At 72.1% G+C, this 21,586-nt stretch carries 29 protein-coding genes and 1 pseudogene; 12 read left to right on the forward strand and 18 right to left on the reverse strand.

The window, feature by feature from the left end:
- Together rdgB (E4P40_RS13100) and rph (E4P40_RS13105) are read right to left on the reverse strand one after the other, a co-directional pair.
- Window positions 1–612: an RdgB/HAM1 family non-canonical purine NTP pyrophosphatase gene (gene rdgB / locus E4P40_RS13100; RefSeq protein WP_135159027.1), complete on the reverse strand. Its 612-nt coding sequence runs from the start codon at window positions 610–612 to the stop codon at window positions 1–3.
- Window positions 609–1,346: a ribonuclease PH gene (rph, locus tag E4P40_RS13105; RefSeq protein ID WP_135159028.1), complete on the reverse strand. Its 738-nt coding sequence runs from the start codon at window positions 1,344–1,346 to the stop codon at window positions 609–611. Before rph (E4P40_RS13105) ends, rdgB (E4P40_RS13100) begins: the two co-directional genes overlap by 4 nt.
- A 147-nt stretch (window positions 1,347–1,493) precedes the next feature.
- Here rph (E4P40_RS13105) and E4P40_RS13110 point away from each other — a divergent pair, with 147 nt between their 5' ends.
- On the forward strand, window positions 1,494–1,898 hold the full coding sequence (locus tag E4P40_RS13110) for a YjbQ family protein (RefSeq protein ID WP_135159029.1): 405 nt from the start codon (window positions 1,494–1,496) through the stop codon (window positions 1,896–1,898).
- A gap of 46 nt (window positions 1,899–1,944) precedes the next feature.
- On the forward strand, window positions 1,945–2,445 hold the full coding sequence (bcp, locus tag E4P40_RS13115; RefSeq protein WP_135159030.1) for a thioredoxin-dependent thiol peroxidase: 501 nt from the start codon (window positions 1,945–1,947) through the stop codon (window positions 2,443–2,445).
- A gap of 19 nt (window positions 2,446–2,464) precedes the next feature.
- Here bcp (E4P40_RS13115) and E4P40_RS13120 read toward each other — a convergent pair whose 3' ends face one another.
- From E4P40_RS13120 to E4P40_RS13130, 3 genes are all read right to left on the reverse strand, one after another.
- The gene (locus tag E4P40_RS13120) at window positions 2,465–3,718 is read right to left on the reverse strand and encodes a low temperature requirement protein A (RefSeq protein WP_209305299.1); all 1,254 of its coding nucleotides are present in this window, start codon (window positions 3,716–3,718) and stop codon (window positions 2,465–2,467) included.
- Between the two features lie 91 nt (window positions 3,719–3,809).
- Entirely contained in the window at window positions 3,810–4,292 is a 483-nt protein-coding gene (locus E4P40_RS13125; RefSeq protein WP_135159031.1) for a DUF4262 domain-containing protein, read from the reverse strand.
- A gap of 75 nt (window positions 4,293–4,367) precedes the next feature.
- Complete coding sequence (locus tag E4P40_RS13130; protein ID WP_245160311.1) at window positions 4,368–4,946, reverse strand: hypothetical protein; 579 nt, start codon at window positions 4,944–4,946, stop codon at window positions 4,368–4,370.
- Here E4P40_RS13130 and E4P40_RS13135 point away from each other — a divergent pair.
- The 3 genes from E4P40_RS13135 (at window position 4,932) to E4P40_RS13145 (ending at window position 7,650) form a co-directional block, all read left to right on the forward strand.
- Complete coding sequence (locus E4P40_RS13135; RefSeq protein ID WP_348519646.1) at window positions 4,932–5,747, forward strand: ATP-dependent DNA ligase; 816 nt, start codon at window positions 4,932–4,934, stop codon at window positions 5,745–5,747. The genes E4P40_RS13130 and E4P40_RS13135 overlap by 15 nt on opposite strands.
- 75 nt (window positions 5,748–5,822) lie before the next feature.
- Window positions 5,823–6,305: a DUF4262 domain-containing protein gene (locus E4P40_RS13140; RefSeq protein WP_135159031.1), complete on the forward strand. Its 483-nt coding sequence runs from the start codon at window positions 5,823–5,825 to the stop codon at window positions 6,303–6,305.
- A 91-nt stretch (window positions 6,306–6,396) separates the two neighbouring features.
- On the forward strand, window positions 6,397–7,650 hold the full coding sequence (locus E4P40_RS13145) for a low temperature requirement protein A (RefSeq protein ID WP_209305299.1): 1,254 nt from the start codon (window positions 6,397–6,399) through the stop codon (window positions 7,648–7,650).
- 19 nt (window positions 7,651–7,669) lie between these two features.
- On the opposite strand, the gene bcp (E4P40_RS13150) is transcribed toward E4P40_RS13145, so the two are convergent.
- Both bcp (E4P40_RS13150) and E4P40_RS13155 read right to left on the reverse strand, forming a co-directional pair.
- Window positions 7,670–8,170 carry a thioredoxin-dependent thiol peroxidase gene (gene bcp / locus E4P40_RS13150; RefSeq protein WP_135159030.1) on the reverse strand — a complete coding sequence of 167 codons (501 nt, stop codon included), beginning with the start codon at window positions 8,168–8,170 and terminating at the stop codon, window positions 7,670–7,672.
- A 46-nt stretch (window positions 8,171–8,216) separates the two neighbouring features.
- Window positions 8,217–8,621, reverse strand: coding sequence for a YjbQ family protein (locus E4P40_RS13155; RefSeq protein WP_135159029.1), 405 nt, complete (start codon window positions 8,619–8,621; stop codon window positions 8,217–8,219).
- A gap of 147 nt (window positions 8,622–8,768) precedes the next feature.
- Between E4P40_RS13155 and rph (E4P40_RS13160) the strand changes: the two genes are divergently transcribed.
- Together rph (E4P40_RS13160) and rdgB (E4P40_RS13165) are read left to right on the forward strand one after the other, a co-directional pair.
- Window positions 8,769–9,506 (forward strand): ribonuclease PH, encoded by a 738-nt coding sequence (rph, locus tag E4P40_RS13160; protein WP_135159028.1) that lies wholly within the window; start codon window positions 8,769–8,771, stop codon window positions 9,504–9,506.
- The gene (rdgB, locus tag E4P40_RS13165; RefSeq protein ID WP_135159027.1) at window positions 9,503–10,114 is read left to right on the forward strand and encodes an RdgB/HAM1 family non-canonical purine NTP pyrophosphatase; all 612 of its coding nucleotides are present in this window, start codon (window positions 9,503–9,505) and stop codon (window positions 10,112–10,114) included. Before rph (E4P40_RS13160) ends, rdgB (E4P40_RS13165) begins: the two co-directional genes overlap by 4 nt.
- 2 nt (window positions 10,115–10,116) lie before the next feature.
- On the opposite strand, the gene E4P40_RS13170 is transcribed toward rdgB (E4P40_RS13165), so the two are convergent.
- Both E4P40_RS13170 and E4P40_RS13175 read right to left on the reverse strand, forming a co-directional pair.
- A complete protein-coding gene (locus E4P40_RS13170) occupies window positions 10,117–10,380 on the reverse strand; it encodes a hypothetical protein (protein WP_135159026.1) in 264 nt (87 codons plus the stop codon).
- 90 nt (window positions 10,381–10,470) lie between these two features.
- Window positions 10,471–11,082 carry a class I SAM-dependent methyltransferase gene (locus tag E4P40_RS13175; RefSeq protein WP_135159025.1) on the reverse strand — a complete coding sequence of 204 codons (612 nt, stop codon included), beginning with the start codon at window positions 11,080–11,082 and terminating at the stop codon, window positions 10,471–10,473.
- A gap of 68 nt (window positions 11,083–11,150) precedes the next feature.
- On the opposite strand from E4P40_RS13175, the gene E4P40_RS13180 reads away from it, so the two are divergent.
- Window positions 11,151–12,071 (forward strand): hypothetical protein, encoded by a 921-nt coding sequence (locus E4P40_RS13180; protein WP_135159024.1) that lies wholly within the window; start codon window positions 11,151–11,153, stop codon window positions 12,069–12,071.
- A 204-nt stretch (window positions 12,072–12,275) separates the two neighbouring features.
- Window positions 12,276–13,328, forward strand: a complete 1,053-nt coding sequence (locus tag E4P40_RS13185) for a tripartite tricarboxylate transporter substrate-binding protein (RefSeq protein ID WP_135159023.1) — start codon at window positions 12,276–12,278, stop codon at window positions 13,326–13,328.
- 311 nt (window positions 13,329–13,639) lie between these two features.
- Here the strand turns inward: E4P40_RS13185 and E4P40_RS13190 are convergent, their stop codons facing one another.
- Window positions 13,640–14,032: a hypothetical protein gene (locus E4P40_RS13190; RefSeq protein ID WP_135159022.1), complete on the reverse strand. Its 393-nt coding sequence runs from the start codon at window positions 14,030–14,032 to the stop codon at window positions 13,640–13,642.
- Between the two features lie 47 nt (window positions 14,033–14,079).
- Between E4P40_RS13190 and E4P40_RS13195 the strand changes: the two genes are divergently transcribed.
- Window positions 14,080–14,562, forward strand: coding sequence for a hypothetical protein (locus tag E4P40_RS13195; RefSeq protein WP_135159021.1), 483 nt, complete (start codon window positions 14,080–14,082; stop codon window positions 14,560–14,562).
- On the opposite strand, the gene E4P40_RS13200 is transcribed toward E4P40_RS13195, so the two are convergent.
- The 5 genes from E4P40_RS13200 to E4P40_RS13220 form a co-directional block, all read right to left on the reverse strand.
- Entirely contained in the window at window positions 14,559–14,813 is a 255-nt protein-coding gene (locus tag E4P40_RS13200; protein ID WP_135159020.1) for a hypothetical protein, read from the reverse strand. The genes E4P40_RS13195 and E4P40_RS13200 overlap by 4 nt on opposite strands.
- 1 nt (window position 14,814) lies before the next feature.
- Window positions 14,815–15,009, reverse strand: a complete 195-nt coding sequence (locus tag E4P40_RS13205) for a hypothetical protein (RefSeq protein WP_135159019.1) — start codon at window positions 15,007–15,009, stop codon at window positions 14,815–14,817.
- Window positions 15,009–15,632, reverse strand: a complete 624-nt coding sequence (locus E4P40_RS13210; RefSeq protein ID WP_135159018.1) for a hypothetical protein — start codon at window positions 15,630–15,632, stop codon at window positions 15,009–15,011. The genes E4P40_RS13205 and E4P40_RS13210 overlap by 1 nt, the downstream gene beginning before the upstream one ends.
- 82 nt (window positions 15,633–15,714) lie before the next feature.
- Complete coding sequence (locus E4P40_RS13215) at window positions 15,715–16,218, reverse strand: hypothetical protein (RefSeq protein WP_135159017.1); 504 nt, start codon at window positions 16,216–16,218, stop codon at window positions 15,715–15,717.
- Window positions 16,219–16,372: 154 nt separating this feature from the next.
- Window positions 16,373–16,723, reverse strand: coding sequence for a hypothetical protein (locus tag E4P40_RS13220; protein WP_135159016.1), 351 nt, complete (start codon window positions 16,721–16,723; stop codon window positions 16,373–16,375).
- A 490-nt stretch (window positions 16,724–17,213) separates the two neighbouring features.
- Between E4P40_RS13220 and E4P40_RS13225 the strand changes: the two genes are divergently transcribed.
- Complete coding sequence (locus E4P40_RS13225; RefSeq protein WP_135159015.1) at window positions 17,214–17,432, forward strand: hypothetical protein; 219 nt, start codon at window positions 17,214–17,216, stop codon at window positions 17,430–17,432.
- A 751-nt stretch (window positions 17,433–18,183) separates the two neighbouring features.
- On the opposite strand, the gene E4P40_RS13230 is transcribed toward E4P40_RS13225, so the two are convergent.
- Both E4P40_RS13230 and E4P40_RS13235 read right to left on the reverse strand, forming a co-directional pair.
- Window positions 18,184–20,016, reverse strand: coding sequence for an AAA family ATPase (locus tag E4P40_RS13230; RefSeq protein WP_135159014.1), 1,833 nt, complete (start codon window positions 20,014–20,016; stop codon window positions 18,184–18,186).
- Window positions 20,013–20,225: a helix-turn-helix domain-containing protein gene (locus E4P40_RS13235; protein WP_209305298.1), complete on the reverse strand. Its 213-nt coding sequence runs from the start codon at window positions 20,223–20,225 to the stop codon at window positions 20,013–20,015. The genes E4P40_RS13230 and E4P40_RS13235 overlap by 4 nt, the downstream gene beginning before the upstream one ends.
- A gap of 488 nt (window positions 20,226–20,713) precedes the next feature.
- Between E4P40_RS13235 and E4P40_RS13240 the strand changes: the two are divergent.
- Window positions 20,714–21,436 (forward strand): annotated as a pseudogene (locus tag E4P40_RS13240) (Arm DNA-binding domain-containing protein); the annotation flags it as partial.
- An 18-nt stretch (window positions 21,437–21,454) separates the two neighbouring features.
- On the opposite strand, the gene E4P40_RS28970 reads toward E4P40_RS13240, so the two are convergent.
- On the reverse strand, window positions 21,455–21,586 hold a 132-nt coding region (locus tag E4P40_RS28970; RefSeq protein WP_245160313.1), incomplete at its 5' end, for an integrase core domain-containing protein.

Raw genomic sequence — 21,586 nt, forward strand, 5'->3', positions numbered from 1 at the left:
TCAGCGCCCGCCGAGGACCTCGGCGAGCACCGGCACCAGCGCGGCGAACGCCTGGCCGCGGTGGCTGCGCGCGTCCTTCTCGGCGGGCTCCAGCTCGGCCGAGGTCACGTCGAGCCCCTCGGGGACGAAGACGGGGTCGTAGCCGAAGCCGTTGCTGCCCCGCTTCTCCCTGACCAGCCGCCCGCGCCACTGCCGCTCGAGCACGCGCTCGGTCCCGTCCGGGGTCACGAGCGCGGCGGCGCAGACGAACGCGGCGCCGCGCCGCTCGTCGGGGACGTCGGCGACCTGCCCGAGGAGCAGGGCGGTGATCGCGTCGTCGTCCCCGTGCCGGCCCGACCAGCGCGCCGACAGGACGCCGGGCATGCCGTTGAGGGCGTCCACCGTGAGCCCCGAGTCGTCGGCCACGGCCGGCAGCCCCGTGTACCGCACCGCCTCACGTGCCTTGAGCAGCGCGTTCTCCTCGAACGTCGCACCCGTCTCGGGGGCCTCCGGGTACTCGTCGACGTCGCTCAGACCGACGACCTCGACACCCGGGACGGCGGACTCGAGCAGCCGCCGCAGCTCGGCGAGCTTGCCGGCATTGCGGGTGGCCAGCAGCAGCCGCGTGCTCACCGCTGCGCCGCAGGTGCGGACAGGGCGTCCTGCTGGAGGCGGGTCAGCTCCCCGCAGCCCTTGACCGCGAGGTCGAGCAGCGCGTCGAGCGTCGGCCGGTCGAACACCGCGCCCTCCGCCGTCCCCTGGACCTCGACGAAACTGCCGTCGCCGGTGCACACGACGTTCATGTCGGTGCCGGCCCGGACGTCCTCCTCGTAGGCGAGGTCCAGCCGCGGCTCGCCGTCGATGACGCCCACGCTGACCGCCGACACGGACTGGGCGATCGCGGTCGGCCTCGCCAGCTTCCTGCGGTCGCCGAGCCAGGACACCGCGTCGGCCAGCGCCACGTAGGCGCCGGTGATCGCCGCCGTCCGCGTGCCGCCGTCGGCCTGGAGGACGTCGCAGTCGATCGCGATGCTGTTCTCCCCGAGCGCGGCCAGGTCGATCGAGGCGCGCAGGGAACGGCCGATCAGGCGGCTGATCTCGTGGGTGCGCCCGCCGATGCGGCCCTTCACCGACTCGCGGTCGCCGCGGGTGTGGGTCGCGCGCGGCAGCATCGCGTATTCGGCGGTGACCCAGCCCAGGCCCGATCCCTTGCGCCAGCGCGGCACGCCCTCGGTGACGCTCGCGGCGCAGAGCACGCGGGTGCGGCCGAACTCGACGAGCACCGAGCCCTCCGCGTGGTCGAGCCAGGAGCGGGTGATGGTCACGGGGCGGAGCTGGTCGGCGGTACGGCCGTCGGGGCGAGTCACGTGGCAAGAGGGTAGTGCGAGTCGCCCGAAGGGGCGTTCCGCGAGTGGGGGCCGGAGGCCTCGCCGAGCCGATGGGAGGAGCTCCACGGAGGGCCGGGCACGGCACGTGGCGGCGGTGCGGCCCGGAGGCGCGGGATGTAATAGCGCATGCGATCCGAACTGCGTGCCGTCCGCACCGGCGGCGTCCCCTCGGTGGTCGACCTCACCGACGAGTGCGCCGACTTCGTCAAGCAGGAGAACGACGGGCTGCTGCACGTCTTCGTGCCGCACGCCACCGCCGGGATCGCGATCCTGGAGACGGGCTCGGGCAGCGATGACGACCTGCTCGCCCACCTCGACGAGCTGCTGCCCCGCGACGACCGCTGGCGGCACCGCCACGGCAGCGCCGGGCACGGCCGGGACCACGTCCTGCCGGCGTTCCTGCCCCCGCACGCAGCCGTGCCCGTGCTGGAGGGGCTGATGCAGCTCGGCACCTGGCAGCGCATCTGCCTGGTCGACACCAACATCGACAACCACACACGGCAGGTCCGGTTCTCGTTCCTCGCGGGCTGACTCCCCCACTGCCGCGCGATCGCGAGGACACGGCAGGATGCCGGTCATGAGCCAGACCGACAGCGGGATCGGGACGGCACCCGTCCGCCTCTCCCCCGGTGACCCCGCGCCGGACTTCACGCTGCCCGACGCCGACGGCAACCCCGTCTCCCTCTCGGACTACCGCGGGCGCCGCGTGATCGTCTACTGCTACCCGGCTGCCCTGACCCCCGGCTGCACCACGCAGGCCGTCGACTTCACCGCGGCGGCCGGCGACCTCGCCCAGGCGGGGCTGGACATCATCGGCATCTCCCCCGACGAGCCCGGCAAGCTCATCAAGTTCCGCGAGAAGGAGCAGCTCGGCATCACGCTGGTCTCCGACCCGGAGAAGAAGGTGCTCCAGGCCTACGGCGCCTACGGGCCGAAGAAGCTGTACGGCAAGGAGGTCGTGGGGGTCATCCGGTCGACCTTCATCGTCGACGCCGAGGGCAAGATCGAGCGCGCCTCCTACAACGTCAAGGCGACGGGGCACGTCGCCAAGCTGCGCCGCGAGCTCGGCCTCGACTGACCGCCGGCACGACCGCCCGTCAGTGGTGGTGGATCTCGGCCCGCACCCTCGCCCGGGCGTCGGCATAACGGACCACCTCGAAGACGATGAGCGCGACCAGGACGGCCGCGAGCACGGCGAGAGCGGCCAGCGCCGGCAGCCGGGCGGTCGCCAGGGGCGCCACCAGGACGACGAGGGCCACCACCGCCCGCGGTCGGTTGATCGAGCCGACGTTGCGGAGGCGGAACGCGAGGTGGGCGATGAGGTAGGCGGCCACACCGCCGTACATCGCCCACAGGGCCGTCGTCGGCAGTGGGTCGGTGAGGGCGTGGTGGGACGCGTCGCCGACGTACTCGGCGACCTTCTTCAGGCCGAGGGCCAGGTAGATGACACCGGCCACCATCGGGAAGTGCAGGTACGTGTACGAATCCCGCGCCAGGCGGACCCGCTCCACGCCCTCACGGCGGCTGAGCTCCCGCTCGGCGACCGGTGCGACGACGTCGAAGTAGAGCCACCACAGCGCGACGCTCGCGGCCAGCCCGAGAAGCGCCGCCCCGGCGATGGGCACCGTCAGCGGCAGGTCGAGGACCCCGACGCCGACGGCGATGATCGACTCCCCCAGGGCGATGATCACGATGAGGCCGTGCCGCTCGGCGAAGTGCACCGGTGACGGCAGCCGCCAGCCGTTGCCCGAGGCGTACACGCCCGAATAGTCGATGACGAGCGCGAGGGCCCAGAGCACCGTCTGGGCAGGACCGCCGAGGACCGCCCCGACGACGAGCAGCACGACAGCCACGGTGACCGGACCGGCCGTGCGGAGCAGTTGCCGGCGCAGGACGGCGTCCCCGAGCGCGGCCACGGCATACACCCCCAGGTGCAGGAGCCGCACGAGGGCGAGTGCGGCGGCCAGCACCACCGGCGCGCTCAGCCCGCCGCCCTCGTCCTGCCACGCTTCCGGGATGGCGAGAGCGACGAGGAACATCGCCGCCATCGCGGAGATCATGGCCGCCCGCACCACCCCCTCGTCGGCGTGGGCCTGGTTGCCGAGCCAGGCATAGCTGCACCACACGAACCACAGCAGCGCGAGGAGGACGAGTCCGCGCAGGACGCCGCGCAGCCCGAGATCCTCGGCCATGAACGCGGTCACCTGGGTGATGGCGAAGACGAAGACCAGGTCGAAGAAGAGCTCCAGGGTGGTGACGGTGTGCCCCTGCGCGGTGGGCACGATCCGCGCCCGGAAGCGCTGCCGACCGGTCGCGCGGTCCGGCGGCTGCGCGTCGGTCTGCTGCGTCACGTCGCCCCCTCCCGCCGCTCGACTGCCGGGCGACCGGCACATCATGGACGGTCCCCGTGACCATGGACAGGTGGCGGGTTCCGGGCTCGTGTCAGGCCCGCCACGTCCCCGGCCGGGGCTGACACTCCGGGCCGCACGGGTAGCCGTCGTCCCAGGGGAAGCTCCCGTCGGCGTGGGCCCACGTGAGCTGGTACGCGGGCACCGACACCTCGGCCGGGCGCTGGTAGTAGCGGTTCGCGCCGAGCACCACGTCTCCGGGGTTGGGCAGGTCCTCCACGATCACCGGCTGACCGCGGTCCCACCGGAGCTCCTCGCCGGCGACGAGGTCACGGCCACCCGCCACGAGCCGGGCCACGTGGTCGAGCAGATCGTGGGTCCCTTCGGCCCCCAGGCCCACCGCGACCAGCTCCGGGTGGCCGAGACCGAACAGCCCGATCGTGTAGCCGAAGGCCGGCTCGTCGTCCCCGTCGCCCTCGCCCACGTACTGGACGGCGAAGCGGTGGGCACGGATCAACTGGGCGAGGCGGGCGTCCTCCTGGTCCAGCCAGGCGATGGTCTGGGGGTCCTGCGTCATGGGCACAGCCTGCGCGGCAGGACCGACAGAACGGCCGGGCCGGCCGCGGTCCGTGGACAGCGCCCGGCCGGTGGATCAGCCTTCGCCGGTCGCCTCGCGCTCGGCGGCGCGCTTCCGTCGCTTGCCCTCGTGCATCGCCGCCACCCGGGCGATCGGGATCGTGTGGCCTTCGGCCACCAGGTCGGCGGGGAGCTCCTGCGGCTCGGGCAGCAGGTCCGCCCACGCCGCCGGGAACCGGTCCGCGGCCGACGTCACGGTGAAGTCCCCGGGCGAGACGTCGTCCAGCGCGTCCCAGCCCACCGGCGCGGACACCGGGAGTCCGGGGCGGATGCGGGGGCTGTAGGCGGCCACGATCGTGCTCTGGCCCGACCGGGTCGAGTCGACGAAGACCCGCCCGTGCCGGTCCTCCTTGATGTACGCCGTGGTGGCCAGCTCCGGGTCCAGGCGTTCGGTACGCGCGGCGAGTGCGCGGGTGGCGGCGGCCACGTCCTCGAACGACGCGCCCCCCACCGGGACGACGACGTGCACGCCCTTCGAGCCGCTGGTCTTCACCGCTCCGGCCAGTCCCGCGTCCTCGAGCGCCCGCTGGACGAGCCGCGCGGCGCGGACGACGACGGCGAAGTCCGCGCCCTCGGGCGGATCCAGGTCGAGCACCAGCCCCGTCGGCCCGGCTCCCCGCCGTTCATGCAGCGCAACGTGTCCAAGGGCGCGCCGGACTGGGTTCGGACGGTGCCGGTCTGGTCGGAGGGCTCGCACCGCGAGATCGCCCAGGTGCTGTGCGACGACCGGCGCACGCTGCTGTGGCTGGCCAACCAGCGCGCCGTCGAGTTCCACGTGCCCTTCTTCCGGGTCGGGGACGCCGGGCCGACGGGGCTGGTGCTCGACCTGGATCCGCCCGAGGGCGCGGACTTCGCCGTCGTCGTCCGCGCCGCGCGGCTCGTCCAGCGGGCGCTCGAGGACGCGGGACTGGCCGGAGCGGTGAAGACCAGCGGCTCGAAGGGCGTGCACGTCGTCGTCCCGGTGGGGGGCGCGTCGTTCGAGGACGTGGCCGCCGCCACCCGCGCACTCGCCGCGCGTACCGAACGCCTGGACCCGGAGCTGGCCACCACGGCGTACATCAAGGAGGACCGGCACGGGCGGGTCTTCGTCGACTCGACCCGGTCGGGCCAGAGCACGATCGTGGCCGCCTACAGCCCCCGCATCCGCCCCGGACTCCCGGTGTCCGCGCCGGTGGGCTGGGACGCGCTGGACGACGTCTCGCCCGGGGACTTCACCGTGACGTCGGCCGCGGACCGGTTCCCGGCGGCGTGGGCGGACCTGCTGCCCGAGCCGCAGGAGCTCCCCGCCGACCTGGTGGCCGAAGGCCACACGATCCCGATCGCCCGGGTGGCGGCGATGCACGAGGGCAAGCGACGGAAGCGCGCCGCCGAGCGCGAGGCGACCGGCGAAGGCTGATCCACCGGCCGGGCGCTGTCCACGGACCGCGGCCGGCCCGGCCGTTCTGTCGGTCCTGCCGCGCAGGCTGTGCCCATGACGCAGGACCCCCAGACCATCGCCTGGCTGGACCAGGAGGACGCCCGCCTCGCCCAGTTGATCCGTGCCCACCGCTTCGCCGTCCAGTACGTGGGCGAGGGCGACGGGGACGACGAGCCGGCCTTCGGCTACACGATCGGGCTGTTCGGTCTCGGCCACCCGGAGCTGGTCGCGGTGGGCCTGGGGGCCGAAGGGACCCACGATCTGCTCGACCACGTGGCCCGGCTCGTGGCGGGTGGCCGTGACCTCGTCGCCGGCGAGGAGCTCCGGTGGGACCGCGGTCAGCCGGTGATCGTGGAGGACCTGCCCAACCCCGGAGACGTGGTGCTCGGCGCGAACCGCTACTACCAGCGCCCGGCCGAGGTGTCGGTGCCCGCGTACCAGCTCACGTGGGCCCACGCCGACGGGAGCTTCCCCTGGGACGACGGCTACCCGTGCGGCCCGGAGTGTCAGCCCCGGCCGGGGACGTGGCGGGCCTGACACGAGCCCGGAACCCGCCACCTGTCCATGGTCACGGGGACCGTCCATGATGTGCCGGTCGCCCGGCAGTCGAGCGGCGGGAGGGGGCGACGTGACGCAGCAGACCGACGCGCAGCCGCCGGACCGCGCGACCGGTCGGCAGCGCTTCCGGGCGCGGATCGTGCCCACCGCGCAGGGGCACACCGTCACCACCCTGGAGCTCTTCTTCGACCTGGTCTTCGTCTTCGCCATCACCCAGGTGACCGCGTTCATGGCCGAGGATCTCGGGCTGCGCGGCGTCCTGCGCGGACTCGTCCTCCTCGCGCTGCTGTGGTTCGTGTGGTGCAGCTATGCCTGGCTCGGCAACCAGGCCCACGCCGACGAGGGGGTGGTGCGGGCGGCCATGATCTCCGCGATGGCGGCGATGTTCCTCGTCGCTCTCGCCATCCCGGAAGCGTGGCAGGACGAGGGCGGCGGGCTGAGCGCGCCGGTGGTGCTGGCCGCCGCACTCGCCCTCGTGCGGCTCCTGCACCTGGGGGTGTATGCCGTGGCCGCGCTCGGGGACGCCGTCCTGCGCCGGCAACTGCTCCGCACGGCCGGTCCGGTCACCGTGGCTGTCGTGCTGCTCGTCGTCGGGGCGGTCCTCGGCGGTCCTGCCCAGACGGTGCTCTGGGCCCTCGCGCTCGTCATCGACTATTCGGGCGTGTACGCCTCGGGCAACGGCTGGCGGCTGCCGTCACCGGTGCACTTCGCCGAGCGGCACGGCCTCATCGTGATCATCGCCCTGGGGGAGTCGATCATCGCCGTCGGCGTCGGGGTCCTCGACCTGCCGCTGACGGTGCCCATCGCCGGGGCGGCGCTTCTCGGGCTGGCCGCGAGCGTCGCGCTGTGGTGGCTCTACTTCGACGTCGTCGCACCGGTCGCCGAGCGGGAGCTCAGCCGCCGTGAGGGCGTGGAGCGGGTCCGCCTGGCGCGGGATTCGTACACGTACCTGCACTTCCCGATGGTGGCCGGTGTCATCTACCTGGCCCTCGGCCTGAAGAAGGTCGCCGAGTACGTCGGCGACGCGTCCCACCACGCCCTCACCGACCCACTGCCGACGACGGCCCTGTGGGCGATGTACGGCGGTGTGGCCGCCTACCTCATCGCCCACCTCGCGTTCCGCCTCCGCAACGTCGGCTCGATCAACCGACCGCGGGCGGTGGTGGCCCTCGTCGTCCTGGTGGCGCCCCTGGCGACCGCCCGGCTGCCGGCGCTGGCCGCTCTCGCCGTGCTCGCGGCCGTCCTGGTCGCGCTCATCGTCTTCGAGGTGGTCCGTTATGCCGACGCCCGGGCGAGGGTGCGGGCCGAGATCCACCACCACTGACGGGCGGTCGTGCCGGCGGTCAGTCGAGGCCGAGCTCGCGGCGCAGCTTGGCGACGTGCCCCGTCGCCTTGACGTTGTAGGAGGCGCGCTCGATCTTGCCCTCGGCGTCGACGATGAAGGTCGACCGGATGACCCCCACGACCTCCTTGCCGTACAGCTTCTTCGGCCCGTAGGCGCCGTAGGCCTGGAGCACCTTCTTCTCCGGGTCGGAGACCAGCGTGATGCCGAGCTGCTCCTTCTCGCGGAACTTGATGAGCTTGCCGGGCTCGTCGGGGGAGATGCCGATGATGTCCAGCCCCGCCTGGGCGAGGTCGCCGGCCGCCGCGGTGAAGTCGACGGCCTGCGTGGTGCAGCCGGGGGTCAGGGCAGCCGGGTAGCAGTAGACGATCACGCGGCGCCCGCGGTAGTCCGAGAGGGAGACGGGGTTGCCGTCGGCGTCGGGCAGCGTGAAGTCCGGCGCGGGGTCACCGGGGGAGAGGCGGACGGGTGCCGTCCCGATCCCGCTGTCGGTCTGGCTCATGACCGGCATCCTGCCGTGTCCTCGCGATCGCGCGGCAGTGGGGGAGTCAGCCCGCGAGGAACGAGAACCGGACCTGCCGTGTGTGGTTGTCGATGTTGGTGTCGACCAGGCAGATGCGCTGCCAGGTGCCGAGCTGCATCAGCCCCTCCAGCACGGGCACGGCTGCGTGCGGGGGCAGGAACGCCGGCAGGACGTGGTCCCGGCCGTGCCCGGCGCTGCCGTGGCGGTGCCGCCAGCGGTCGTCGCGGGGCAGCAGCTCGTCGAGGTGGGCGAGCAGGTCGTCATCGCTGCCCGAGCCCGTCTCCAGGATCGCGATCCCGGCGGTGGCGTGCGGCACGAAGACGTGCAGCAGCCCGTCGTTCTCCTGCTTGACGAAGTCGGCGCACTCGTCGGTGAGGTCGACCACCGAGGGGACGCCGCCGGTGCGGACGGCACGCAGTTCGGATCGCATGCGCTATTACATCCCGCGCCTCCGGGCCGCACCGCCGCCACGTGCCGTGCCCGGCCCTCCGTGGAGCTCCTCCCATCGGCTCGGCGAGGCCTCCGGCCCCCACTCGCGGAACGCCCCTTCGGGCGACTCGCACTACCCTCTTGCCACGTGACTCGCCCCGACGGCCGTACCGCCGACCAGCTCCGCCCCGTGACCATCACCCGCTCCTGGCTCGACCACGCGGAGGGCTCGGTGCTCGTCGAGTTCGGCCGCACCCGCGTGCTCTGCGCCGCGAGCGTCACCGAGGGCGTGCCGCGCTGGCGCAAGGGATCGGGCCTGGGCTGGGTCACCGCCGAATACGCGATGCTGCCGCGCGCGACCCACACCCGCGGCGACCGCGAGTCGGTGAAGGGCCGCATCGGCGGGCGCACCCACGAGATCAGCCGCCTGATCGGCCGTTCCCTGCGCGCCTCGATCGACCTGGCCGCGCTCGGGGAGAACAGCATCGCGATCGACTGCGACGTCCTCCAGGCCGACGGCGGCACGCGGACGGCGGCGATCACCGGCGCCTACGTGGCGCTGGCCGACGCGGTGTCCTGGCTCGGCGACCGCAGGAAGCTGGCGAGGCCGACCGCGATCGCCCAGTCCGTGTCGGCGGTCAGCGTGGGCGTCATCGACGGCGAGCCGCGGCTGGACCTCGCCTACGAGGAGGACGTCCGGGCCGGCACCGACATGAACGTCGTGTGCACCGGCGACGGCAGTTTCGTCGAGGTCCAGGGGACGGCGGAGGGCGCGGTGTTCGACCGGCCGACGCTCGACGCGCTGCTCGACCTCGCGGTCAAGGGCTGCGGGGAGCTGACCCGCCTCCAGCAGGACGCCCTGTCCGCACCTGCGGCGCAGCGGTGAGCACGCGGCTGCTGCTGGCCACCCGCAATGCCGGCAAGCTCGCCGAGCTGCGGCGGCTGCTCGAGTCCGCCGTCCCGGGTGTCGAGGTCGTCGGTCTGAGCGACGTCGACGAGTACCCGGAGGCCCCCGAGACGGGTGCGACGTTCGAGGAGAACGCGCTGCTCAAGGCACGTGAGGCGGTGCGGTACACGGGGCTGCCGGCCGTGGCCGACGACTCGGGGCTCACGGTGGACGCCCTCAACGGCATGCCCGGCGTCCTGTCGGCGCGCTGGTCGGGCCGGCACGGGGACGACGACGCGATCACCGCCCTGCTCCTCGGGCAGGTCGCCGACGTCCCCGACGAGCGGCGCGGCGCCGCGTTCGTCTGCGCCGCCGCGCTCGTGACCCCGGACGGGACCGAGCGCGTGCTCGAGCGGCAGTGGCGCGGGCGGCTGGTCAGGGAGAAGCGGGGCAGCAACGGCTTCGGCTACGACCCCGTCTTCGTCCCCGAGGGGCTCGACGTGACCTCGGCCGAGCTGGAGCCCGCCGAGAAGGACGCGCGCAGCCACCGCGGCCAGGCGTTCGCCGCGCTGGTGCCGGTGCTCGCCGAGGTCCTCGGCGGGCGCTGAGCTCAGCGGCGCGGCGCGAAGCCCAGCCAGGAGAACGAGTCGACCTCGTCGCGCGTGGGGTCGTGCAGCTCACGGCTCCACTCCGGCTCGGCGTGCCGGCCGGTGCGGGTGAAGTCCTCGGGCGTCGCGATGCGCATCGCCTCGGGGCTCTCGACCGCGAGGTGGCGCGGGCCGGCGGGACTGGTGCGGACGTTGGGCGTGTTGACCACCGCGGCGCGGGCGATGGCGGCCGGCAGCCAGGTGGCGCGCGAAGCAGTGCTGCTCATACCCGGGATTTCGGACGACGGAGCCGTCGGCCCCAGTCCTCGGCGGCCCGCCCCACCCGGAGGGGTGAGACGGCGTGCGCCCGAGGTCGGTCAGGCCGTCGCGCGGCCCTCGTACATGTACCCCGCCGGCTTGGGGGCGGCCTTCTCGTACCAGGTCGACAGCTCGCTCACCGTCAACGGCGACGCCTCGAACAGCGACGCCACATCGTTGTCCAGCGCGCACCCGGCGATGGCCTGGTTGATCCGGTTGCCGCGCCGCTGCCAGCGCACCACCTCCGGCTCGGGCGCCAGGCCGTGCTCGACGAAATGCAGCGTCGCGCCCGGCTTGAGCACCCGAGCCACCTCGGCGAGCGCGCGGCTCGCGTCGGGGATGCCGCAGAGGACCCAGGTGCACAGCGCCGCGTCGAAGCGGTCGTCCGGGAACGGCAGCGACTGCGCGTCGTCCCCTCCCACCACCACGGGCACGGACGACGCCGACCGGCGGGCCTCCGACAGCCGGAGGGCCGTGGTCGACGGCTCGACGGCCCAGATCCCGGCGACCTCCGGAGGGAGATGGGGCTGGTTGTGCCCGGTCCCGTAGCCGATCTCCAGGACGTCCCCGGCGAGGCCCGCGCAGACACGGTCGCGGACCTCGCCGGCCGCCTTTCCGCCCAGCGCCAGGTTGTGCAGGCGGGGACGCAGGTGGTGGCTGTAGAGGCCCATCGGCGCAGGGTCCTCCCCGGGTCCGCACCCGACAAGCGGTCCGCCGCCGCTGCACGCACAGTGGACCGGTGCAGGTGTTCGTCGACGACGTCCGGGCGCTGCGGTTCGACGACGGGACGCCGGTCACCGCGGCCTCGGGGATCGCGCCGCTCGGCGACGGCTGGCTGATCGCGCAGGACGACGCGACCTTCGCCGGCTGGCGGCGGGCCGGGGGCGTGACCCGCGTGCGGGTCCTGCCGCCCGTGGACGGCCTCGACACCTTCCGCGAGGCGCACGGCACCAAGCACCTCAAGCCCGATCTGGAAGTGGCGTGCCCGGCGGAGGTGGACGGCTCGACCGCGGCCCTCCTGCTCGGCTCGGGCTCGACCGCGCGCCGGATGCGCGGCGTCGTCGTCCACCTGGACGACGGGGATCCGGTGGCCCGGGCCGGCGACCTCGCCCCGCTGTACGAGCAGGTCGCCGACCGTCTCGGTCTCCCGATGGAGCACCTCAACCTGGAGGGCGCCAGCCGGCACGGCGACGTGGTGCGCTGGTTCAACCGCGGGAACCTCGCCGCCGGAGTGCGCTCGGGCAGCGTCGACGTGCCGCTCGAGGGGCTGGTCGCAGCAGTCCTCGGCCGCTTCCCCGCCGGCGACGTGCCGGTGGAGCGGCCGCAGGTCTACGACCTCGGCGAGGTCGAGGGCGTCGGCCTCGCGGTCACCGACGCCGTCGCGCTGCCCGACGGCCGGGTGCTGATGAGCGCCGCGGCTGAGGACACGCCCAACGCGGTGGACGACGGCCCCGTGGTCGCGACCGCGCTCGCCCTCCTCGACGGGACGACGGTGCTGGCGGTTGTGCCCATCCCGGAGGTGGCCGGCCACGTGCACAAGGTCGAGGGTCTGGCACTGCGCGAGGTCCGCGACGGCGGGGTGCACCTGTTGGCGGTCGTGGACGACGACGACCCGGACGCCCCGTCCGCCGAGCTCGACCTGCGCGCCGTCCTGGCCTGAGGAGCTACGCGCAGCCCTCGGGAAGTGATCCACGAATGCGCTCCAGCAGGTGCAGGAGCCGCCCGACGTCGGCTTCGCGGTGCGCAAGGCCCTTGCACCCTCGCAGCATCGCGCTAGGGTCTTAACGATCGATCAGTAACCACGGCGTTGAGTGATGGCAGTCGAGGCGACTGCCGCCGCCCCTTCGGGGACGGGAGAGGACGCATGATGCGGAGTCACCGGCGAGGCTCGACCCTGGCGGGTGCCGTCCTGCTGCTCGCGACGCTCGCCGCCTGCGGGGACGACGATGGTGCAGACACCGCGCCGAACGGTGAGGCGTCCGGCGAAGACGCGTCGTACTACGAGGGACAAACCGTCGATTTCGTCGTGCCCTACGACCCGGGTGGGGGTTTCGACGTCTACGCGCGGGCCATCGCCCCCTATTTCGCGGACTGCCTCGGGGCAGAAGTCGTGGTCCGGAACGAACCGGGTGCGGGGGGACTGCTCGCCACGAACGCCACCGCGGTGGCCAGTCCCGACGAGAACCGGCTGCAGCTGCTGAACACGATCGGTTTCGCAGCGGCGCAGATCGCCGGAGCCGAAGGCGTCGCATTCGACCTGAACGAACTGTCCCACGTGGGACGCATCTCGAGTCCGCCCATGGCCGTGGCCGTCGGCGCGGACAGCGACATCCAGAGCTTCGACGACATCATCGAAGCCACGGAGCCGGTCAGGTTCGTGGCCACCGGGCCGGGCAGCGACGGCTACGTGTTCGCCACGGGGCTCGCCGAGGCGTACGACTTCCCGCACGAGGTGATCACGGGCTTCGCGGGCTCAGGAGAAGCGCGGAACGCCCTGGTGGCCGGCAACGCCGACAGCATGGCTCTCGCCTTCGACAGCCTGCTGGGTGCGGTCGAGGCCGGAGAGGTCCGTCCGGTGCTCCTGGTCGCGGAAGAGGGCCACGAATGGATGCCGGACGCTCCGCCGTCCGCCGACTTCGAGCCCGCCGGTGAGGACGGGCAGGCACTCCTCGAGAGCCTCATCGCCCTCGGAGCGACCGGCCGCTCGGTCGCCGGACCTCCCGGAATGCCGGAAGACCGGCTGGCGGAGGCGCGGGAGGCGTTCGAATGCGCGCTCTCCGACGAGGAACTGCTCGCCGAGATGGAGTCGCAGCAGCGACCCGTCGACTACCTCGGAGGCGAGGAGTACGCGGAGCAGGTGCAGCAGGTCCTGGACGCATCGCCGGAGTTCGAGGCGGCGATCAAGGCGTCGTTCTGACGATCGAGACCTTGCTCTCCGCCGGGTCCGGGGGGAGGCGCTGACAGTCGCGCGCGGCCGACGACACCTATCCTCGGTCCGGCACGAGGGGCGGTAGAAGGCGCCGGGACGGTCAGTCACCAGTGCCGCGGTACCTGATCTCGTTCGACGACGACTCGATGGACCACTACCCGGACGAGACCGGCCCGAGGTGGGCGACGCGTGCGGGAGGGGGGAGTCGAACCCCCACGCCCGAAGGCACCAGATCCTAAGTCAGCCTAGGCGCGTATCGGCCGGTGTTAGGCAGTGCGGCCTCGTGCTATTCGCGCTGGTCAAACGCTCGACCCACTGTCGGGCAATGTTGAGCTGTGCCGGGGATTCTCGGACGGTTCGCGCCCACCCTGCGCCCACGGAGGTCCCGCTTGCTGGGGTGCTGTCACGTGACCTGTCCGCTCGATCTGGTGCTGTCCCGCCGGAACCGCCTTATCGGGGTCAGGGGGTCCCGTCACAGGCGGATAGAGGTTGATGACTGCCAGAATCTGGCTCGTCGGATAGACGTGCACACTTCCCTCGCCGTCGGCCTCGTTCAGTTCGATATAGCACCATCCTTGCTCGAAACGGACTCGGCAGGACTGGTAGCCGATCGGCCATTCAGCCAATGGCTCAGCAATAAAGACCTGACCCGTGTTGTAGATCGCCCCTGGCACCACCTGCGTTAAGTCCATCTACGGACGATAGGGCGGCATGGGAGGACCGGATAGCCTGCCGAGCGATGACAGCCACCACCGCAGCCGTGACGACAGCGAGCGACTGGATCACCGCCGGCGTCGCCGTCCTGGCCTTCCTGCTCTCGGTTGCTGCGTTCGTTTACAGCCGCCGTGCGACGCGAGCGGCCGAAGCATCAGCCAAGGCAGCCGATCGGTCGGCCGCTGTGGCAGAGCGCGAGGAGAAGCGTCAGGCGCAGGAGGCTGAGGAACGAGCCGTGCGCTGGCAGTTGACCAGCACAGGCAGGTACCGCCCGAACCGCCTGACAAACGTTGGTGACGGCACCGCCTATGACGTGCAGGTCCAGGTGGCGGACGACATCAAGGTGCAGGACCACCCCTACGAGAAGGAAGTCATCGGCCCCAACTCCTCCATGCTGGTTGGCATCGCGGTAACCATGGACAGCGCAGACGACACCGTGACCGTGAGATGGCGGAATAGTCCGGACGGCCCAGTCAGGGACTGGAGCCACCCGGCCGTCGAGGTCTAGCGCTGGTCCTTCTGCAACTGGCGATGAGCCGCCCGGCTGTTCAGCATCGCGGCGGCCTGCTTCTCTGTGGCACTCCGCTGGTCGTCGGGGTCGCCGTCGTCCGGCCCCGCCAGCAGGGCAGCCGCCTGCCGCTCCGCACCGGTCTGCGGGTTGGCGATCCAATCGCGGTCCGTCGGGTGCTCCTCGGCGCAGCGCTCCCGGATGGTCTGGGCCTGCCGTGCCGATGCGGTGAACGGCCGTCGGGTCGTCATCTCAGCTCCAGCCGTATTCGAGGTTCACGGACGCGCCGTCCGGGTGGTCGGTCACGCCGACGAGGACGACGTCGGCCAGCGGCCGGCGGATCGCGCGTGCGACCAGCGCGCGGTTGCGCTCGTGCACGGCGGCCTGGTCGGCACCCTCGCTACAGTCCCGGCGCGGGGTCGTGAACGTCTTCGATCCGGCGGCCATCAGTAGTCGTCGCCCTCGTCCTCGTCGGGATCGCGCCAGGTGTTGATCGAGCTGAACTGCGGCCCCCGGCGTCGCCGTCGTCTGGCCGGTGGCTGCTCGGCGACCGGCGCCGGGGGTACCGGTGACCCCACCCCGACGCCGGTCGGCTCCTGGGGACGCTGAAGGCGTCGGCGCTGGCCGGTCGCTCGTGCTGAAGGGGCGGCTGGCTCGATGCCGACCGGCCGGGCTGCCTCCTCGGCCGCTACCCGTTCCGCCTCGGCTGCCCGCTCGGCGGCCTGCTTCGCCTTCACCTCCCGGACGGCAGCGGACATCTTCTCGTCGGCGCCGTCCATGTCCTGCGCTCGGCTGAAGGGGGACAGCCGGTTCCACCACTGGGTGCGCGTCTCCCGCGCGGCGTCGCGGTGTGCGCGGGCCTCCTCGACCGTCAACCCGTCCCGCTGCGCAGCGGCGAGGAGGCTCAGCTCCTCCAGCTCGGTATCCGGCCCGGGGGCGGCAACCGGACGGCCGAAGGCGTCGGCCACTTTCCGGGCGCAGCGGGCGGAGGTGAAGTCCGAGCCGCCGGCCAGCTTGCAGTTCTCGCCGTGCTCGGTGCAGACGGTGCCCTTCCGCCGGGTCAGCGGCACGATGTACCTCCAGCGGTACGGCCCCGCCGGACGGTGGTCAGACCCGAAGGACACCGCCCGGCGGGAGCTTCTGCGGCGGTCATCAGACGCCGACTTCTTCGTCGTCGTCGTCGTCGGAGTCGGCGGGAGCCTCGGCCGGATCGGGGGCGAGAGCGACGGCGGCACGGACGACGTCCACGGCCTCGGCCAGCGGGGCGGCGAGGTTGGAGAGGTGGGCGGCCGGCGCCCACGGACGGGCGACGACCCGGCCGTCTTCCGCCTCCAGCATCCCGAGCAGTCCCGAGGCGGCGACGACGTCGGTACCGGCAGCCGTGAACTCAGCAGCGGCGGCGGCCAACCGGTCAGCGGCGTCGCGCTGGCGCTCCCCGAGGACGGCGGCCCACTCGTCGCGGTGCTCGCTGGTCGCGGCGACGAGGCGGGCGTGGGCGATCGCGCACGCCTTCTCGTAGGCGTCCCTGGTCGCCGTCGCGGCGTCCAGGTTCTCCTGCGCACGCTGCTTGGCGGGCTTCGTCCGCGTCTTCACAGTGCCGCCGTCGACCAGCGCGGCGGCCAGCTCGTCGGACTCCTGGCGGCCGGCGTTGTGCATGGCCAGCTCGGGGTTGCGGACGGCCCCCCACGCCCGGCTGCGCTCACCGTCCAGCCGGACCAGCGTGGCGACGGCACCCGGACGGGCTGCGGCGCCGTGTCCAGAGCCGGGTGGGGCAGATCGACGCGGGGTCGGCTGATGGTCGTCATGGTCGTCAGTCCTCGTCCTTCGGTGGTCGGACCCACAATCCGAGCAGGCGGGAGCGGTCGGCCTCGGTCCGTCGCAGCCCTTCGGCCGCCTGCGCCCGGACCTTTGGATCGGGGTCGGACAGCAGCTCCGACCAGACCCCGGCGATCCGGTCGAGCCGCAGCTCCGTCGCCGTGCGCAAGTCCTCGACCGAGGCGGTCGGCAGCGCGTTGATCCCCTCGCTCAGCAGCCGTGCGGCGTAGTCGGACCGGATGCCGAGACGGGCCGCTATCGAGGTGACCGACAGGCCGGAGGCGTTCAGCTCCATGACCTCGGCCAGCCTGTCCCGGCGGCTGGCGTAGGTACCGGCGCGGGGCATATCCGAGTGTAACTGTCAAGTAGAGGGTTATGGTCGGTACCGGGCAGCTTTCTGGTCGGGACGTAGGGCGGCGATCTCCACGCGGTCGCGGGCGCCGTCACCTGACTCCGTATCAGGTAGAGGGCATGAACGTGCAGGTCAGCGCGCTGATGGGCGCGGCGTGGGCGCATGATCTTGGTCCGGGGATGCGGTGCCCTCACGCGCGCACGCGCGAGGCGGGTTCCTCCACCCGCCCGGCCGCCGATGCTCTGGGCGCCGCTTCCCGATGTGTGACTGATGAGCCAGGCGTGCTGGGTGTGCCTGGTGCGCTTGGGACGCATGGCACTCATGGAGCGGGACACGCCGGAGCTGAACGGGCGAGAAGACACCAAGTTGTCGCACAGCCGAACTAGCGTTCGAAGTGGAGACGAGACACCAGCGGTCGTACTGCACCAGACGCAGAACGACCCGCTGCGGGAACAGCGGGTCGTCTTGTCCCCAGGCCACGCTGATGACCATGGAGGGCGCATTGACCATACCGAGCAGGGACGACCAAACCAGTAAGCCACCCAGTCCGAGCCAGAAACTGATTGCTGTCGCCTTGGCCGCCGTTGTCCTGGTGATCGCGGTGATCGTGACCCGATCGGCGAATGCCGTCGTCGTCGTGGGGCCGACGCTGCTACTGCTGCTCGCGTGGCTCGGTGGCGGCAGCGGATCGCCCCCTACCTGAGCGCGAGGTACCGGCTCCCGGTCGCCGGTTCCCCCTGTTGAGGGGACCGGCGGCCGGGAGCTGTCAACCGTTTCTTGTCGCCGGATCGGCCGGTACCCGCTGGATGCGGTCAGGGCACCGCTGCCACTCCGGGCAGCCTCGGCAGACCGCAGCGGCGCGCCGGAGGCGGTCGGCGTGGTCGTCCTCGTCCTCGCCGTCGAGCTGGTCCCGGTCGAACAGGGGGCCGCTCCCCGACAGGCGGCGTCCGGCAGGCTCCGGTGCCGCCACAACACCCGTTCCAACAGAGCGACCGCCCCGACCGGCGGGCGCTGGCCGGTCACGGCTGGACCCACCTGTAGCCGACGATCGGCACGTCCTCGCCGACCACCCCCCGCAGTGCCGCTGTTCGTGCCCGCCAGGCAGGGCAGGTGTCCGAGTGCATGAGGAACGGCCGACCGTCGGGTAGCGCCAGCAGCTCGGACGAACAGTCCGGACACTCGACCCGGGGACGGGGCAGGCGCCGTCGGTTACTCATCGGGCACCGCCGCAGACCAGTCCTCCGGGGAGGTGACGGCCCTGGCCGCAGACCGGACAGACCAGCCGCCGGGCGTTCTGCTCGCGCTGCCAGTCGGCGGGGTCGGCTGCGGTGGAAATGGTTTCCACCGCAGGGTGACCGGGAACTGCGGTGGAAACTTCCCCGTCCTTTTCTGCCACAGTCACCGCGGGTGGCGTTTCCGCAGGTGAGGGCGGTGTTCGATTTTCCACCGCATTGTCACCGCAGGGTTCCGGGTAGTGCGGTGCCCTGCCCCTTAAGGGGCACCGCAGTTACCGCACCTGCCGCCGTAGTCCCGTTCTGCCGTTCCCGTCGCCGCTTCACCGCCTCGCGGGCGACCGCCTCTGTGACGATCATTTCCCGCTCGGCGGCCCACTCCCACACCTGCCGGTAACCGGTGTCCGTGCCGACCCCCGCGTCGTCCAGCGCCGCGACCAGTTCGGCCACTTGCGCCTCGCGCTGGCCGGCCTTGGAAGGCCGCCCGCGCCGTCCCTGCTGGACCGGAGCCGCGAACGGATCCACTGCCACGGTCGCCTCGCCGTCGTCGTCCACGGTGAGCACCAGCCGGGCGGGTTGGGCCGTCTCGCCGTCCTTGCTCTTGCGGTGGACCAGCGTGCGGGGCGTCTGTGGCCCCCGGTCCTCGGCGTCCTCGCTGTCACCGAGCCGGACCATCCAAGAGGCGTCGGCGTCGTCCTCCAGCGCCGACGACCCCCGGGCGTGCTGCTGCTTGTGCCCGGTGTGGTGGACGACCAGCACGGTCGTGGCGAAGTCGTCCCGTAGTTGGAGCGCCACGTCGAGCGGTACAGCGGTCTCCGTCGCGCTGTTCTCCTCGATGCCCGGCGTCATCCGGTGCCAGGTGTCGAGCACGACCAGTGCCGGCCGCTTGTCCGCGACGACCAGCCGCAGCGCCTCGACCTCCTCGGGGATGGCCAGCCGCACCGGCCGCCTGATGACCGTGAACATGCCCGGCGCGGGGGTGACGCCGTGCAGCCGCTCCAGCGCCCTGAGGCGCTTACGGATGCCGGACACACCCTCGGCGGCCACGTAGACGACCGGCCGGGTCACGGGCACCGTGTAGTGGTCGGACCAGGCCTTCCCGGTCGCCACCGCGAAGGCCCACGCCAGCGCCACGAAGCTCTTGTAGGTGGCGAACTTCCCCGACAGCAGGACGTACTCCGAGGCGTTGAGCGCCCCGGTCAGCAGCGGCGTCGGCTCGGGCAGACCGTCCAGCTCCGAAGCGTCGAGCGCGGCGTCGAGCACCGCCTGCGTCCGGGGGTGCCGAGCCGGGATCAGCGGCACGAACTCGTCCAGCCCGTAACCGGCCTCGATGTGGTCGGTCACATCCTTGCCGACCTTCGGCCCGAGGAACTTCAGGGACGCCGCGTGGCCGTCGCCCAGGCACTCCATGGCAGTGACCGTCCACTTCTCCCCGGCCGCGTCCCGGTCGGGGTGGGCGATCACCCGGGCGCCCTTCAGCGGCGTCACGTCCACCCGGGCGAGACCACCCGCCCCGCCAGGTGCAGTCGTCGCCACCAGGCCCAGGGAGGCCAGCGTGTCGGCGTCCTTCTCGCCTTCGCACAGGTGAACCTCGGTGCCGGCGGCGACGGCCTCCACGACCTCGGAGAGCCGGTAGAGCACACCGCCGCCCTGCCGATTGCCGGACTGCGGGAACTTCTTCTTGCCGTGCGCGTCGTACTCCCGGTGCACGACACGGCCGTCCTCGTAGCGGTAGTCAGCGCTGAAGAGGTCGGACATCTTCAGCCCGACCGCCTTCACGATCTCGGGCCGATCGCAACCGGTTCGGCAGGACAGCCCGATATGACTGCCGTGGTCGTAGACGACCAGCGACGGGTTGCCGTCGTCGTGAGCCGGGCATTGCGCCAGGTAGACCTCGCCGTGACGACGAGGCTCCGGGTAGTCCGCGACTTCTCGGCCATGGTCCGCCAGCGCCGCCACCAGGCGGTCCAGAGCGGTAACCTTGGTATCGGAGCTGCCAGGCCCACCGATGTCGGAGGCCGCCTCACCACTGGTGGGGCGGCTTTCGTCGCTCACGAGGGCACGCCCAGCAGTGCGCGCAGGTCCGCCGTCGCGACCTTGTAGCGCGCACCGATCTTGATGATGCGGACCGGGAACTCTCCCTGCCGGGCCATCTCGTACGCGGTGGTCCGGCCGATGCCGAGCACGCCGGCGGCGTCCGGGTACAGGTCAATGACCGGCGGCAGGTCGGCCAGGTTGACAGTGATGTTCGGTGCAGCAGCCACGAGGGCCTCCGTTGGAACGTGGAGGCCCTCGCCGACGAGTCGAGCCGCGACACGGACCTCCGAAGTGGATTCGGGGGGTGTCGCCCTCGCGGCGGCCGTTCCTGTCGGGGGCATCGCGCCTCACCCGACTAGTGACCAGAATAGCACGCGATGACCTCTACTGGTACTGAACATCAGCGGTCTGAGCTGCACTTATGTGAACATCGTTCATGATTCCTGACTCAGCCACGTATAGACACGTGTATGTACACGCGGTACGCTGTACCGGCCCGCAGGAGGACTCATCGAAGGGGACCGAGCATGGTTCGCACCGACACGGCCGGAGATCACGACCGCACACCCATCCGGGCCGTGCGGATACCTGATGACCTCTGGCAGGCAGCGCAGCGCCGGGCCGCCGAGCGCGGGGAGACGGTCAGCGACGCAATCCGCCGGTCCCTGACCCGCTACGTCCGCCGCCCCGCCCCGAAGGCCACTGGAGAGCAGCGATGAAGGGTTCGACGTTCCGGCGGTGCGGTTGCCGTGACGAGGCCGGGCGCCCGCTGAAGGCGTGTCCCGACCTGAGCAAGCGAGGGCACGGCTCGTGGTACTACCGGGCCGATGTGGGCCGGGACGGCACCGGCAAGCGTCGGGAGCAGCGCAAGGGCGGGTTCGCCACGAAGGCCGATGCAGACGCCGCGCTGGCCGCCGTCCTGTACTCGGTCAGCACCGGGGAGCACCGCCACGACGGCCGGCTGACCCTCGGGGCCTACCTGACCTCCTGGCTGGCTGCCAAGGAAGCGAACGGACTCCTCCGGCGGTCTACGGCCACGGGCTACCGAAGCCACATCGACCAAGACATCGTCCCGAAGCTCGGCCATGTGCGGCTCGGTGACCTCCGGCCCGAGCACGTCGAGCAGTTCCTCACCGACCTCACCGCCAAGGGGCGGGGTGCGACGGTGGTCCGGCGCGTCCACGCAACTCTGCGCAGCGCCCTCGCCGACGCCAAGCGGAAGCGCCTCGTGACGACCAACGCGGCGATCGACGTCGAGTTGCCGACGGTGAACCGGGCGGTGCCTGCTCCCTGGTCGGCCGACGAGCTGGCCGACTTCCTCGACCACGCGGCCGGGCACCGGCTCGGCGCCATCTTCGAGGTGTTGGCCTTCACCGGACTCCGAAGGGGCGAGGCGTGTGGTCTGCGCTGGTCCGATATCGACCTCGACCGGGGCATCGTCACCATCCGGGAGGCCCTAGTTGTACTGCCCGGAGACGTTGGTGCAACGGTTGATGGGCGGGAGGTTGCCCAGGGCGGTGTGGGGCCGGTGGTTGTTGTAGTGGTGGAGCCAGCCTGACAGAGCCGCTCGGCGTGCGGTTTCGGATGT

The organism is Blastococcus sp. CT_GayMR20 (genome assembly GCF_004570345.1).